Here is a 12325-nt window from a genome sequence, read left to right on the forward strand (position 1 = left end):
TACTGCAGTGAACATGGCTTGTACCCCGAACAACTGGACGTTTGGAAGGCTGCTTTTGAGGCGCAGGACACAGATTCAGGGCCTTCCAGCAAGTCCGACTTGGCCCAGCAGCGCAAGAAGCTGCGGCAATCCATGGATCGCTTCGTTCCTCGCGATGACGGGGGAGGGGTGGGATCGCGATTTTTTCTGTCATTGCGAGCGAAGCGCGGCAATCCATGGATCGCTTCGTGCCTCGCGATGACGGGGGAGGGGATGGATCGCTTCGTTCCTCGCGATGGCGGGGGAGAGGGGAGTTTCTTCGTCCTGCCAGTTACGGCTGAAACGGCCGTAGGGGGTGGGGTGGCCGGTTTCCGGGTCGTCGAAGATCTCGATGGTGAAGGACAGGGAGGAGGACGAAGGCTCGTGGTCATCCATGGATCGCAGCGTCGCTTCGCTCCTCGCGATGACAGCAAGTTGAGGCTGGGCTGGCTCAGGTTTTTTCTTGGGCATGGTCGGGTTTGGAGGCTTCGGGGTGGTTGGGCGCAGCAGCGGCCTGGCCGGCGTGAACGGTATAGATGCGGCCGTTGTTGGCCTCATAGCGGCGCAGATCGGGTGCCATGGCGTCCGGCACGATCAACACCGTCATCCAATCATTTCCACAATTCGGCCTCCGCCATGCGCTCGATGGACGACAAACGCTGATCGCGCTTGCCGCTTTCAATCTCCGACAAATGCTGCGGCCAAAATGACAGTCACAGGCCCACCTTGGCAGACAACATCTCCAGCGTCAGACGACGCTGGTTGCGCTGGCGGCGCAGGAAAGCGGGAGGATCGATGTGTTACGATGTACTAGTCATGTAGCACAAGAGGGTCAAGCCATGAGTGAAGCAACCTTTACTTTCCGTGTCGATGAGGCGCTGAAGTCCGAGTTCTCCAACGCCGCCAAGAGCCGTGACCGTAATGCCGCGCAGCTTTTGCGCGATTTCATGCGTGACTTCGTTCGGCAGCAACACGAGGCCGCCGAGCATGACGCATGGTTCCGCCGCCAAGTGCAGCTGGGCCTTGACTCAGCAAACGCCGGTAACCTGATTCCATCGGCCGAGGTCGAGGCTAAGTTTGCGGCCAAGCGCGCAGAAACGCGACGGCGGGTTGAAGCGTCTGCGCAATGATGGAACTGTTCTGGACCCCCGAAGCGATACACGACCGGGAAGTGATCTACGACTACATCGAGGCCGACAATCCTGTCGCTGCATTGGCACTTGATGAGTTGTTTGAAGAGAAGGCCGGACGGTTGGTCGATCGCCCTGGGATGGGGCGGATTGGGCGTGTAATGGGCACGCGCGAGCTGGTGGCTCATAAAAATTACATCTTGGTCTACGACGTGACCACCAACCTGTTGAGAGTGTTGCGTGTGCTTCATGCCGCACGACAGTGGCCCTGATGGCTTGATACTGGCAATGGAGTTCCTGCGTCTACTAAGTCGGTTCTGCAAAACCCCTGTAACCCGCATGAACGATGGTGATGTGTGGTGAATCCGGATGGTCAGAACTCTCAAATAGATATTCAAAGGAGCCTGTTTTCTGGGCGTTTTTGAAAGCTGCGCCATGAGCGATGACCATTTGCGTCCTTGCGAGGGAAGCTCTTAATATGGATTGCGTCGTTCCTCGCGATGACGGGGGGGTAATGGGTCGCGTTTTTTTCTGTCATTGCGAGCGAAGCGCGGCAATCCATAGATCGCTTCGTGCCTCGCGATGACGGGGGAGGGAACGGATCGCGTTTTTTTTCTGTCATTGCGAGCGAAGCGCGGCAATCTATGGATCGCTTCGTTGCTCGCGATGACGTGGGATGGAACGTAAATTGGGGGCAGATCCCAATTTTTTTGGACGATCAGGGAGCCATCGGGCTCCTTGGTCGTTTCTGGGGCCGCAAAGCTTGCACAAAGCCGTTCATCGTTCATTGGCCCATGAATTTAGGTGCGAGCTGCAGCGCGTCTTCCCAATCCCTCGGCAATGAATGCCAGCACCAAAGAATTGAGGGAGACGCCTTCAGTTTTGGCCCTGGCAGTCAACTGAAGGTGCATGGAGCGGGGAAGACGTGCAAGAACTTTTCCCGATGCCGCTGCTGGTGTGAAGTCTTCTGCATTGAATGCGGGGGCGGGGATTTCTTGCCCCATGTCCACCATGGCACTGACCGTGGCAATAAACGCCTCGCGGCCATCTGCAATGGCTTCCATTTCGGTTGCACCATCTGCCATTACGCCTGGAATGTCCGGCATGGTGAACATGAATCCGCCACCGTCTGCCGGATGAATGGGGCTGACAATATGGCTGTAGGCTTCAAAAGGGAATGCGGGGGTTACTTTGGCAATGGTCTTTACGGTCATGAATTACTCCAAAATCTGGTCGATCAGTGCGACAAAGCGCTTGATATAAATTGCCTTGATAGGCCGGTGAGCAGGTACAGACAATGGGTCTTTTGCTGAAGGATGTGAAAAAACGTGATGACTTCCCCCAGTGCTTCGAACTTCTATACCGTGCTGTTTGGCTACTGTGAGCAGTTTCGCCATGGCCCAATCGTTTGGGTTCTGGCGCATCGCATTAAGTAGTTTTGTCGCTGTGTTCATGGTTTTTATGATAGCGCCTGTAATATCATTTAGCAAGAGTGAATTTTGACATGTGTGTTCAGAGTTGCTCTGCGGTTGGGCTGGGCGATGAAAATTGTTGATCCTTAATTGGTCGGCCCTGCAAAACTCTTGCAACCCGCATGATTGCTTGTGACGTGGGGTGAGTCCGGATGGTCAGAACTCTCAAATAGATATTCAATAGAGCCTGTTTTCTGGGGGTTTTTGAAAGCAGCGCCATGACCGATGACTTTTTCCGCAACCGCCTGGACCAGATGATCGATTTGCGCCACCCACTGGCGGTGCTGGCCAACCGCATGCCTTGGCAAGAAATCGAAGCTTCCCTTGCGCAGCGCTGGGCGCGTCAGGTCAAGGCGGGCAAGAAGATCGAAGACTTGGACTTGTTTGGCCCGGTCTCGGCCGTTGCCGGTGGGGGCGTCTCCGATGCTGGTCGGCCTCGTCTGCCCACTCGACTGATGGTGGCGCTGCTGTACCTCAAGCTTGCGTTCAACGAGAGCGATGAGGAGGTGATTCAACGCTGGGGCGAGACACCGACTTGGCAGTACTTTTCTGGCAACGAATATTTTGAGCACCAGTGGCCGTGTGACCCGACACAACTGGGGCGCTTCCGTAAAGCTTTGGGCGAAGAAGGCGTAGAAGAACTTCTGGCCCGCACCATGGAAGTGGCGGTCACCCTCAAGCTGATCGCCAAGAAAGAGTTGACGCGCGTGATCGTGGACTCCACGGTGCAAGAGAAGGCGGTGGCGCACCCCACCGTCTGTCTCGATTGTTGTCCGGTCTGTTGAAGAGACAAGTTCAATCCACCGAGGGGGCGGGAAAGATGGAACTCATGCCAGTCTATGGCCCGCAATTTAAAGAACAGATCGTCAAAAAGATGATGCAGCCCCACAACCAAAGCATTGCCCAAATCAGCCGCGACACCGGTGTGGCCGTGCCGACCTTGTATTCTTGGAAAAACGCTTTCGCAACCCAGGATGTTGATCGCTTCGTGCCTCGCGATGCACGTGCCTGCCAACATTGCAATTTGTGATTTGACAGTTTTATAAGTTAAGCTTTGCAAAAATACTTTATGGGTCAAAAATCCAAGGTGTTCAACGAATCAAGCTATTTGTCAAATTTTAAAACACCATGAAAAATTCAGCCATTACAACGGTTTTCGTCTTTTTTGTCGGTTTATGGTGTGCAGCCAGCACATTGGCCCAAGGCCTCAGCCTCAGCACTCAAACCGAAAACAGCGTGGGTGTGTCGCTGTCTCATTACAAATACAAAGAGCCGGGCTTCATGTCACTTCAGGCCAAGGTATTGGGAATCGATTACGCCGGCACCTACGCTTTTGCGCCCCAATGGCCCCAGACACAACAGATTTGGTTTGTGCGGGGTGAACTGGCCTATAAAACAGGGCGAGCCGATTACGAGAGCACCAACGGCTTGTCGATAGGCGGCACAGAAAATTGGTATGGTGAAGTACGTGCCCTGGTGGGGCGCGATGTGCAGCTCGGTCAATCTGTGTTGTCCCCCTACATGGGCATGGGTTTGAGGCAACTGCACAATGACTTGCGCACAGAAAATACCCTGGGGTACAGGCGAATTACCCGCTATCTGACCCTGCCGATCGGGGTGTTTCACAAACAGAAATGGTCGCAAGATGCTTTACTGGTTACCCATTTGGAATATTTGCACCTTGTTCAAGGTACCCACTGGGCCAAGCTCTCTGATTCAAGTCCTTTCAGCTCAGATGTCCAATTGAAGCAACCCAAGGGCCAAGGCATTCGTGCCGGTGCCCTTTGGCGCTTTGACAACTGGTCCATGGGGCCCACCTTCACCTACTGGAAGATCGATCGATCGGACCCCAATGGGCAGATTGCGGTAGAGCCTTCCAATCAAACGGTTGAAATTGGATTGAAATTGAATTATTTATTCTAAAAAAATTGACGATTTAACGGTTCATATCTACCAAAATTCTCAATACATCATTTTTATGCTTTAATCTAACATCTGTTTTAAATTCGCTAGGTACGTCATGACATCCAAGAAAATTTCCACCATTGTCGCTGCCGCCTTGATCGCTAGTGCGCACTTTTCTGTCCAGGCCCAAACTGTCGGCGCTGGCGCAGGTGAGGCCACGTCGGGTGCCCAAGGTGCCATTACACAAAACATGGTGGGGGGTGCGGTTGTGGGTCTGGCCGTTATAGCCGTTTTGAACAGCGGTAGCAGCGGTGCGGTAGCTTCGCCCACCAGCCAAGCTTCGACTCAAGCCGCCACCTCTGCCACCTCAACATATGTCCAAGCCGTTGCAACGGTCAATGCAGCGGAACAGTTTTCTACGCTTTTGGCTGGTTACTCGATCGATACCAGCAGTCTGACAAGTGCCATTTCCAAATCTCAAGCAGCGAACCAAGAGGCGGTAGTGGCTGCTACTGATCTTGCAGTGGCCTCCCTAACGATTGCTGCTGTTACCAGTAACGGTCGTGTAATTTGTGCGGCATCGGTTTGTACCAATGCCGAAATTTTGGGTCTCACTTATAAAGCCACTACCACAGCCAAAGCTGCTGCTGAAGCTGCCTTGTCCGTCAACACCGAGATGCAGAAACTTTACACCTTGGTGACCGGATCTTCTGCGATTGACTCAAATGTGATTGATCGATTGGCTGATTTGGCTGAAACAGCCCGAGCCGCTTCGTTGGCATCTCAAACGGCTGCAAATCGGGTCATTGAGGCTTACGAAGCTGTCGCTGTTGCCATGGGGACAACAGGGACAACAGGGACAACAGGGACAACAGGGACAACAGGGACAACAGGGACAACAGGGACGACAGGCACAACGGGCACCTTTTGATCAGTAGATCAATATCTACCCTGCCTGAACAATACAGCCCCGGGCTTACGCGCCGGGGCATTTTTTTATCTTTTGAGGTTGTTTGTGCGATTTTCTTCTTTACGCTGGGTGTTTTATGGTCTGGGGCTGGCACTGCTGTCAGCTTGTGGCCACACTCCCGTGACGCGTACTTTGGCGCAAGCCTTTGACACAGGCCCAAACATTGACCAACAGCCACTCAACCCCCGACTCGATTATTTGAGGGTGAGCCTGAATGGGCGAGTGGCTTTGATGGTGCTTGGCTACCGTGAACAGACTGAGCAGGGTCCTGTCGACACCTGGTACAGCAGCCAGGGTGAAGTTTTGAAGTTACAAAACGGGCGTATTGTGTCGACCGTGGGTTTGGCCTTGGATTGGCGTGACGTGCGCTACCAAAATTTGCCTTCTTGGCCTGAGGTGACCGCCAACACACAGCATGTGTTTGTTCGGGTCAGAGACCAAATGCCGAAATATCGCTTTGGCATCTCAGAGCAAATATCCTTTTACCCAATTGCCCCCCCCAAAGATGCCAAATTGGCAGGCATTTTGGCCGACCAACTTCGCTGGTTTGAAGAAAAAGTTGTTCCCTCTCCTCATGGCCTGGCTTCGGCACGTTTTGGTTTGCACACCCATGGCGGTGTGACGCAAGTCATCTATGGCGAACAGTGCCTCACAGAAAGCATGTGCATCGCATGGCAAAAATGGCCCGTACATCTTTGACCCCCATTAGGGCGGGCGTTTTGATCGGCACCTTGGCAGGCTTGGTCTCCGCTGCCCAGGCGCAGCAGGTGCCTTTGCCACTGAGTGCCGCTTTGACAACACACTCTTTGGCAGCACGGCCTGAAGAGCGTTTAAGCGATTGGATACTTCGCCAGCCTTTTGATGCTCGGGCTTATCACCCTGGTTTGAGCTGGCAGGTTCCTGGCGAGCGCCCGGCTCAGTTGCGTTTAAAAAACGATGTGCTTGGTGCATTGAACGATTCAGGTCATGGGCCAAATGGCGTGCATGCGTCATGGCTCCAATGGGTGATGTCGTTGCCAGTCACAGGCAGGGTGGCGTTACCCATGTCAGACGCACGCTGGCTGCAGGCCCACCCCGGTCAAGACCCTGTTTTGCAGGCTGATCATGTGGTGTTCTTGCCGCCTCGGCCCACATCGGTTGCGGTCATCAGCCCAACGGGAAGACCGTGCCTGGTCGATCATGCGCCTAGGGCTCAGGCGCGGCATTATCTGCGCGAATGCGACCATGGTCGCGCTGAACCAGTTGACACGGCATGGGTGATTCAACCCGATGGGCAGGTTTTTGAGTTCAACATCGCTTCTTGGAACGAACAGGAACAAACCGAGTTGGCGCCAGGCGCAGTGGTTTGGGCGCCACCACGCGGCAGTCGATGGAGTCGATCGTCATCTGCCGTGTTGGCCCAGTTTTTGGCAACTCAGACTTACGACACCTTGGTGTCGTCGTTTGAGTTGCCACTGCTCACACGAGCGGCGCCCGCACAACCCTTGTCAGTTGCCCGCTCACAAGCGTTGAGTGCCAATGACTGGGGCGTTATAGGGCTGATGCAGACACCCACTGCGCGCATGGCGCCTGCGGGTGATGTTCGCTTAAGTTTCAGTCGGGTCTACCCCTACGAGCGCTACAACGTTTTTGTGCAACCCTTTGACGGCTTGGAAGCAGGCTTCAGGTATTCCAATGTTCTCAACCGTTTGTATGGTCCACAAGAGCTTTCTGGCAACCAAACCTACAAAGACAAAAGCATTGACCTGAAAGTCAGGCTTTTAGAAGAGAGTGCGTACCTTCCGCAAGTGGCTTTGGGTTTTGTCGATGCCGGGGGGACAGGTCTTTTTTCTGGTGAGTACCTGGTGGGCAATAAGCGCTTTGGCGCTTTTGATTGGAGTTTGGGTCTGGGCTGGGGCTACTTGGGGGCCAGGGGCAATATCCGAAACCCTTTTTCTGCCATCAGCCCGCGCTTCAACACGCGCGGTGGGATGGTTGCCATGGGCGGAACGCCCAACACGGGTTCGTTTTTCCGCGGTCCTGCGGCGCTCTTTGGGGGAGTGCAATACCAAACGCCTTGGGAGTCTTTGCTTCTGAAGGCCGAATACGATGGCAACCACTACCAAAGCGAGCCCCAAGGCAATCACCAAGTTCAAAGATCGCCATTCAACTTGGGTTTGGTTTACCGGCACAGACCTTCGGTAGACCTGTCTTTGGGTCTGCAGCGGGGCAACCAGCTGATGTTCGGGTTGACGCTGCACACTTCGGTGTCCAACATGAGCACCCCCAAGGTGTCGGACATGGCGACGCCCAAGGTTCAAACGGTACTCCCAAGCACACCGGTCAACATGACTGGCATGGCAGCCGATTTGCAGGCCATGTCCAACTGGGGCATTCAGCGCATTGAGACGCATGGCTCAGTGATGAGGGTTTTGGTAGAGAGCCCATCTGGTGCGCATTGGGAGGAGCGCATTGACCGCATGGCAGCGGTGCTGCACCAGAATGCCCCGGCCCTCATCGACCGCTTTGAGTTGGTCTTTACCGAACAAGGCGCCTTGTTGTCTGGGCGATCTGTGGATCGAGACACCTGGGTTCGGCAGCAAACGTCAAGGGTTCCACCTTCGGCTGCGGCCCCTTCGATTGAGGCTTTTGCCCCGGTCAGTCGTCAGGCAGATGCGCCAGCGCAAACCACATGGCAGCCCACACCCGCCAAATTTGGGTTGGCGGTGGTGCCCAGTTGGCAGCAAAACATCGGTGGACCCGATGGCTTTTTCTTGTTCAGAGCGGGTGTGTCTTTGCCCATGCGGCTGCGGCTGAGCCAAAACACAGCCATCTCTGGTGCTGTCAGTCTGAATCTTTTGGACAATTACGATAACTTCAAATACACCGCTCCAAGTGAGATGCCGCGTGTCCGCACGCACATGCGTGAATACATGACCACCTCTCGCGTGAACATTCCCAGCCTGCAAATCACGCATTTTGGACAGGCCTCGGCCAACCAGTTTTACAGCATGTACGCGGGTTATTTGGAGAGCATGTACGCCGGGGTGGGTGGCGAATGGTTGTACCGGCCTTGGCACAGTCCATTTGCGCTGGGTGTTGATGTGAACCGAGTTCAACAACGTAGTTTTGACCAACTGTTCGGCTTTGGTCGTGCAGGCAGTCAAACCGGTTACCAAGTGACCACAGGCCATGCCACGGCATATTGGGACACGGGCTGGAAGTCAACCCATGTCAGATTGAGTGCGGGCCAGTATTTGGCGGGTGATGTCGGCGCGACCATTGATTTGAGCCGAACCTTTGTCAACGGCGTCAGAGTTGGCGTTTGGGCGACCAAAACCAATGTGTCGGCGCGGCAATTTGGCGAAGGCAGTTTTGACAAAGGTTTGTACTTGAGCATTCCATTTGACGTGATGACCACCACCCGAAGCGGTAACACAGCCAATTTGGTCTACAGCCCCTTGACCCGCGACGGTGGTGCCCGACTGAACCGAGATTTTTCGCTTTATCAAGCGACATCGGCCCGCAGCCAACAGGACACGAGTCATAAACCAGCCTCTGCCCAGCCTTTTGGGCGGTAATGCTCTGTCGGGTGGTCGCCCTGATTGGCTATGCTCAAGAACTTTCAGACAGCTCATCGCGCTCAGAGTCCGCTCCTGCAAATAAGGGCTTTCGCTGTTCCATTGATCAGGGTCAGATTCGATGTTTTTCTTTTCAAAATTGTTATCTGCCATCACCCAGCCCATGTTCTGGCTGGCTGTGTGGTGGGTGCTGGCGCTGGGGCTGCTGACCCTGACGCGCTGGCGCAGGGCGGCGGTGATCATGCTTTGGAGTGGGCTGGTGGTGCTGGGCCTGCTGGGGTTGCGTGCCATCCCGGACGCCCTGCTGCGGCCCTTGGAAAATCGCTACCCGGTGCCCGTGGCTGAGGCCATGGATCGGCATGTCGGCATCATTGTGCTGGGCGGCGCTTTGCAGCACCCCGACAGCTTTGTCGCCCATGGTCAGGTGCCTTTGGGTGAGGCTGCTGAGCGCATGACGGTGCCTGTGGGTTTGATGCGCAAGCACCCTCGGCTGGAGTTGGTGTTTTCGGGCGGGGAAGGCCGGTTGCTGACCACCGGCGTGACCGAGTCGGAACTGGCCAAGGTGTTTTTTGAGCAGCAGGGGCTGGATATGGCCCGAGTGCGCTGGGAAGACGGCTCGCGCACGACCCGAGAAAACGCTCAGCAAGTGGCCAAGCTGTTGGGCAACCGATGCCAGCAACCGTGGCTGCTGGTGACTTCGGCCTGGCACATGCCGCGCAGCATGGCCGAGTTCGAAGCCGTGGGCTGCAAGGTCACGCCCTACCCGGTGGACTTTCGCACGGGCGATGCCACACCACTGACCGAGTATTCCTTGGCCCACAGCCTGTTGCGTTGGCAGACCGCCCTGCACGAGTGGTTGGGCATGCTGGTGTACGGCTTGACCCGTTGATGGTGAGCCTGGCGCGGTGGCGGCGTTGACTTGCGGGCCTGTGCCGGAATTGGGCTTTGAGGGCGGGCCATGCGGCGCGTGCGAGATGGCTTTTACCCCGCTGAGCGTTCTTTCATGAGCCGGGTGAAGAGTTTGTGTTCGCAGGCGGGGTCGCTGCAGTCGGTGCATTGCCACACGCTGCGGCCCTGGTTGATCGCAAACTGGCCTTGTTCTCGGACTTGCTGCGCTGCTGCATCCTCGCCCTCCAAACCCAGGGCCAGCAAGGCGTTGTTCAAGCGCCGTGGCCCTTGGCCGTACACCACGCGGTAGGCCATGCCCGAGCGCTCCAGCGCTTGGCGCACCAGGGTGTCGACCGGGACGCGCACCTGGGGGCCATCGCGTTGCAGGCCGTCGGCCACCCAAGGCAGGTCCAGGCCCGTGACCAAGGTGATGTCGTAAAGCGCTTGGTGCGCCAATGCCATGGGGTAGAGGCTCTCGTCGTCAAACAAGAGATGGCTGTAGACGGCGGTCATCAGGGGCGTGGTGTCCGATAACAGCCAGGTTTTTGGGGCTTGTGCGGCCAGGGTGTCAGCCGCTTGGGCTTGCTGCTGCGCAATCGCCAATTGCTCGTGGCGCTGGGGTGTGCGGCCTGCGCGGTCGCACCAGTGGCGCAGCGCTTCGTCTACCGTGTGCACGGCCTGGCCGCGTGCGCGCAAAACACCAGCCAGGGCCTGGGTGAGCCAGCTTTTGCCGGTGCTTTCGGCGCCGACCACGGCCACGCGAAGTGGCTTCATGGCCCGGGTGTTTCCCACCCGTAGGCTTTGGGGGTCATTTGGCGATCTGCACGAAAATTTCGTTGGCTCTGACCATGCCCAGCTCATGGCGGGCACGGTCTTCCACCATGTTCAGGCCCTCTTTGAGGTCGCTGACTTCGGCGCTCAGTTGTTCCATGCGCCGACGTGCTTCTTCGTTGGCCTGTTTTTGTAGCGCCAATTCCTGGCGCAACTCATTCACATGCGGCAAGCTGCCCGGCCCGAACCACAGTTGGGCTTGTACGATCGCCAGCAAGGCGAAAAGCACGATCGGGACCAGGCGGTTGCCCATGTTTCAATGCTCAGCGCAGGTTGTAAAACGCGCTGCGGCCAGGGTACACGGCCACTTCGCCCAGGTCTTCTTCGATGCGCAGCAGCTGGTTGTACTTGGCCATGCGGTCCGAGCGGCTCATCGAACCTGTTTTGATTTGACCCGCATTCAAACCCACGGCGATGTCGGCGATGGTGCTGTCTTCGGTTTCGCCCGAGCGGTGGCTGATCACGGCCGTGTATCCGGCGCGCTTGGCCATTTCGATGGCTTCGAAGGTCTCGGTCAGGGTGCCGATCTGGTTGATCTTGATCAGGATCGAGTTGGCGATGCCTTTGTCGATGCCTTCTTTGAAGATCTTGGTGTTGGTCACGAACAGGTCATCACCGACGATCTGCACGTTCTTGGCCAAGCGGTCGGTCAACACTTTCCAGCCGTCCCAGTCGCCTTCGGCCATGCCGTCTTCGATGCTGATGATGGGGTACTTGTCGCACCAGGTGGCCAGCATGTCGGTCCACTGCTCAGACGTCAGGCTGATGCCGCCTTCACCTTCGAGCACGTACTTGCCGTCTTTGTAGAACTCGCTGGCAGCGCAATCGAGGCCAATCGCGATTTGCTCGCCAGCGGTGTAACCAGCCGCAGCAATGGCGTCGAGCACCATCTGGATCGCGGCTTCGTGGCTGTCGACGTTGGGGGCAAAGCCGCCTTCGTCGCCCACGGCAATGCTCATGCCTTTGTCGTGGATGATTTTCTTGAGGGCGTGGAACACTTCAGCACCCCAGCGCACGGCTTCGCGGAAGCTTGGTGCGCCCACGGGGATGATCATGAACTCTTGCAGGTCCAGGTTGTTGTTGGCGTGTGCGCCGCCGTTGATGACGTTCATCATGGGCACGGGCAGTTGGTTGCCGTTCATGCCGCCAAAGTAGCGGTACAGCGGCAGGCCGGATTCTTCGGCCGCAGCGCGGGCCACGGCCATGGACACGGCCAGCATGGCGTTGGCGCCCAGACGGCTCTTGTTGTCGGTGCCGTCCAAGTCGATCAGGGTGCGGTCCAAGAAGGCTTGCTCGGAGGCATCGAGGCCCAACACGGCTTCGGAGATTTCGGTGTTGATGTGCTCGACGGCTTTGAGCACGCCTTTGCCCAAGTAACGGCTCTTGTCGCCGTCACGCAGCTCGATCGCTTCGCGGCTGCCGGTCGATGCGCCTGATGGCACAGCGGCGCGACCCATGACGCCCGATTCCAACAACACGTCGCATTCGACCGTGGGGTTGCCACGGCTGTCGAGAATTTCACGGCCGACGATATCAACGATTGCACTCATT

At 56.5% G+C, this 12325-nt stretch carries 15 protein-coding genes and 1 pseudogene; 9 read left to right on the forward strand and 7 right to left on the reverse strand.

From position 1 onward, the window contains the following. Positions 1–189 precede the first annotated feature (189 nt). Together B9Z50_RS05620 and B9Z50_RS17560 are read right to left on the reverse strand one after the other, a co-directional pair. Entirely contained in the window at positions 190–489 is a 300-nt protein-coding gene (locus B9Z50_RS05620; RefSeq protein ID WP_146183170.1) for a hypothetical protein, read from the reverse strand. Then, a complete protein-coding gene (locus tag B9Z50_RS17560) occupies positions 470–625 on the reverse strand; it encodes a hypothetical protein (protein WP_158270636.1) in 156 nt (51 codons plus the stop codon). Before B9Z50_RS17560 ends, B9Z50_RS05620 begins: the two co-directional genes overlap by 20 nt. A 232-nt stretch (positions 626–857) precedes the next feature. Here B9Z50_RS17560 and B9Z50_RS05625 point away from each other — a divergent pair, with 232 nt between their 5' ends. Together B9Z50_RS05625 and B9Z50_RS05630 are read left to right on the forward strand one after the other, a co-directional pair. Then, positions 858–1148, forward strand: coding sequence for a CopG family ribbon-helix-helix protein (locus B9Z50_RS05625; RefSeq protein ID WP_108362713.1), 291 nt, complete (start codon positions 858–860; stop codon positions 1146–1148). Then, positions 1145–1420 carry a type II toxin-antitoxin system RelE/ParE family toxin gene (locus B9Z50_RS05630; protein ID WP_199221674.1) on the forward strand — a complete coding sequence of 92 codons (276 nt, stop codon included), beginning with the start codon at positions 1145–1147 and terminating at the stop codon, positions 1418–1420. Before B9Z50_RS05625 ends, B9Z50_RS05630 begins: the two co-directional genes overlap by 4 nt. Positions 1421–1948: 528 nt before the next feature. Here B9Z50_RS05630 and B9Z50_RS05635 read toward each other — a convergent pair. Both B9Z50_RS05635 and B9Z50_RS05640 read right to left on the reverse strand, forming a co-directional pair. Next, positions 1949–2362 carry a type II toxin-antitoxin system HicB family antitoxin gene (locus tag B9Z50_RS05635; protein ID WP_108362714.1) on the reverse strand — a complete coding sequence of 138 codons (414 nt, stop codon included), beginning with the start codon at positions 2360–2362 and terminating at the stop codon, positions 1949–1951. Positions 2363–2365: 3 nt separating this feature from the next. Beyond that, positions 2366–2602: a type II toxin-antitoxin system HicA family toxin gene (locus B9Z50_RS05640; protein ID WP_108362715.1), complete on the reverse strand. Its 237-nt coding sequence runs from the start codon at positions 2600–2602 to the stop codon at positions 2366–2368. 236 nt (positions 2603–2838) lie between these two features. On the opposite strand from B9Z50_RS05640, the pseudogene B9Z50_RS05645 reads away from it, so the two are divergent. The 7 genes and pseudogenes from B9Z50_RS05645 to B9Z50_RS05670 all read left to right on the forward strand — a co-directional run. Further along, a pseudogene (locus B9Z50_RS05645) lies at positions 2839–3372 on the forward strand (transposase); the annotation flags it as partial. 17 nt (positions 3373–3389) lie between these two features. Continuing rightward, the gene (locus tag B9Z50_RS05650; protein ID WP_146183171.1) at positions 3390–3650 is read left to right on the forward strand and encodes a transposase; all 261 of its coding nucleotides are present in this window, start codon (positions 3390–3392) and stop codon (positions 3648–3650) included. 98 nt (positions 3651–3748) lie between these two features. Continuing rightward, a complete protein-coding gene (locus B9Z50_RS05655; protein ID WP_108362718.1) occupies positions 3749–4543 on the forward strand; it encodes a hypothetical protein in 795 nt (264 codons plus the stop codon). Between the two features lie 97 nt (positions 4544–4640). After that, positions 4641–5456, forward strand: a complete 816-nt coding sequence (locus tag B9Z50_RS17415) for a hypothetical protein (RefSeq protein ID WP_146183172.1) — start codon at positions 4641–4643, stop codon at positions 5454–5456. Between the two features lie 243 nt (positions 5457–5699). Next, entirely contained in the window at positions 5700–6194 is a 495-nt protein-coding gene (locus tag B9Z50_RS05660; RefSeq protein ID WP_255418367.1) for a YjbF family lipoprotein, read from the forward strand. Positions 6195–6538: 344 nt separating this feature from the next. After that, the gene (locus B9Z50_RS05665) at positions 6539–9055 is read left to right on the forward strand and encodes a YjbH domain-containing protein (RefSeq protein ID WP_158270638.1); all 2517 of its coding nucleotides are present in this window, start codon (positions 6539–6541) and stop codon (positions 9053–9055) included. Positions 9056–9218: 163 nt separating this feature from the next. Next, on the forward strand, positions 9219–9944 hold the full coding sequence (locus B9Z50_RS05670) for a YdcF family protein (protein ID WP_158270639.1): 726 nt from the start codon (positions 9219–9221) through the stop codon (positions 9942–9944). A 92-nt stretch (positions 9945–10036) separates the two neighbouring features. Here B9Z50_RS05670 and B9Z50_RS05675 read toward each other — a convergent pair whose 3' ends face one another. The 3 genes from B9Z50_RS05675 to eno are packed head-to-tail and all read right to left on the reverse strand — an operon-like array spanning position 10037 to position 12324. Next, positions 10037–10717 carry an AAA family ATPase gene (locus tag B9Z50_RS05675; RefSeq protein ID WP_108362722.1) on the reverse strand — a complete coding sequence of 227 codons (681 nt, stop codon included), beginning with the start codon at positions 10715–10717 and terminating at the stop codon, positions 10037–10039. A 34-nt stretch (positions 10718–10751) separates the two neighbouring features. Then, entirely contained in the window at positions 10752–11027 is a 276-nt protein-coding gene (locus tag B9Z50_RS05680; RefSeq protein WP_108362723.1) for a septum formation initiator family protein, read from the reverse strand. A 10-nt stretch (positions 11028–11037) separates the two neighbouring features. Next, positions 11038–12324 (reverse strand): phosphopyruvate hydratase, encoded by a 1287-nt coding sequence (gene eno, locus B9Z50_RS05685; protein WP_108362724.1) that lies wholly within the window; start codon positions 12322–12324, stop codon positions 11038–11040. Position 12325: the final 1 nt, after the last annotated feature.

The sequence above is a fragment of the Limnohabitans sp. Bal53 genome (genome assembly GCF_003063355.1).
In the GTDB taxonomy this organism is placed as follows: Bacteria; Pseudomonadota; Gammaproteobacteria; order Burkholderiales; family Burkholderiaceae_C; genus Limnohabitans_A.

Coding starts and splice junctions, on each gene's coding strand:
- B9Z50_RS05620 (WP_146183170.1), bottom strand. CDS start 489: ATGCCCAAGAAAAAACCTGAGCCAGCCCAGCCTCAACTTGCTGTCATC.
- B9Z50_RS17560 (WP_158270636.1), bottom strand. CDS start 625: ATGACGGTGTTGATCGTGCCGGACGCCATGGCACCCGATCTGCGCCGC.
- B9Z50_RS05625 (WP_108362713.1), top strand. CDS start 858: ATGAGTGAAGCAACCTTTACTTTCCGTGTCGATGAGGCGCTGAAGTCC.
- B9Z50_RS05630 (WP_199221674.1), top strand. CDS start 1,145: ATGATGGAACTGTTCTGGACCCCCGAAGCGATACACGACCGGGAAGTG.
- B9Z50_RS05635 (WP_108362714.1), bottom strand. CDS start 2,362: ATGACCGTAAAGACCATTGCCAAAGTAACCCCCGCATTCCCTTTTGAA.
- B9Z50_RS05640 (WP_108362715.1), bottom strand. CDS start 2,602: ATGAACACAGCGACAAAACTACTTAATGCGATGCGCCAGAACCCAAAC.
- B9Z50_RS05655 (WP_108362718.1), top strand. CDS start 3,749: ATGAAAAATTCAGCCATTACAACGGTTTTCGTCTTTTTTGTCGGTTTA.
- B9Z50_RS17415 (WP_146183172.1), top strand. CDS start 4,641: ATGACATCCAAGAAAATTTCCACCATTGTCGCTGCCGCCTTGATCGCT.
- B9Z50_RS05665 (WP_158270638.1), top strand. CDS start 6,539: ATGTCAGACGCACGCTGGCTGCAGGCCCACCCCGGTCAAGACCCTGTT.
- B9Z50_RS05670 (WP_158270639.1), top strand. CDS start 9,219: ATGTTCTGGCTGGCTGTGTGGTGGGTGCTGGCGCTGGGGCTGCTGACC.
- B9Z50_RS05675 (WP_108362722.1), bottom strand. CDS start 10,717: ATGAAGCCACTTCGCGTGGCCGTGGTCGGCGCCGAAAGCACCGGCAAA.
- B9Z50_RS05680 (WP_108362723.1), bottom strand. CDS start 11,027: ATGGGCAACCGCCTGGTCCCGATCGTGCTTTTCGCCTTGCTGGCGATC.
- eno (WP_108362724.1), bottom strand. CDS start 12,324: ATGAGTGCAATCGTTGATATCGTCGGCCGTGAAATTCTCGACAGCCGT.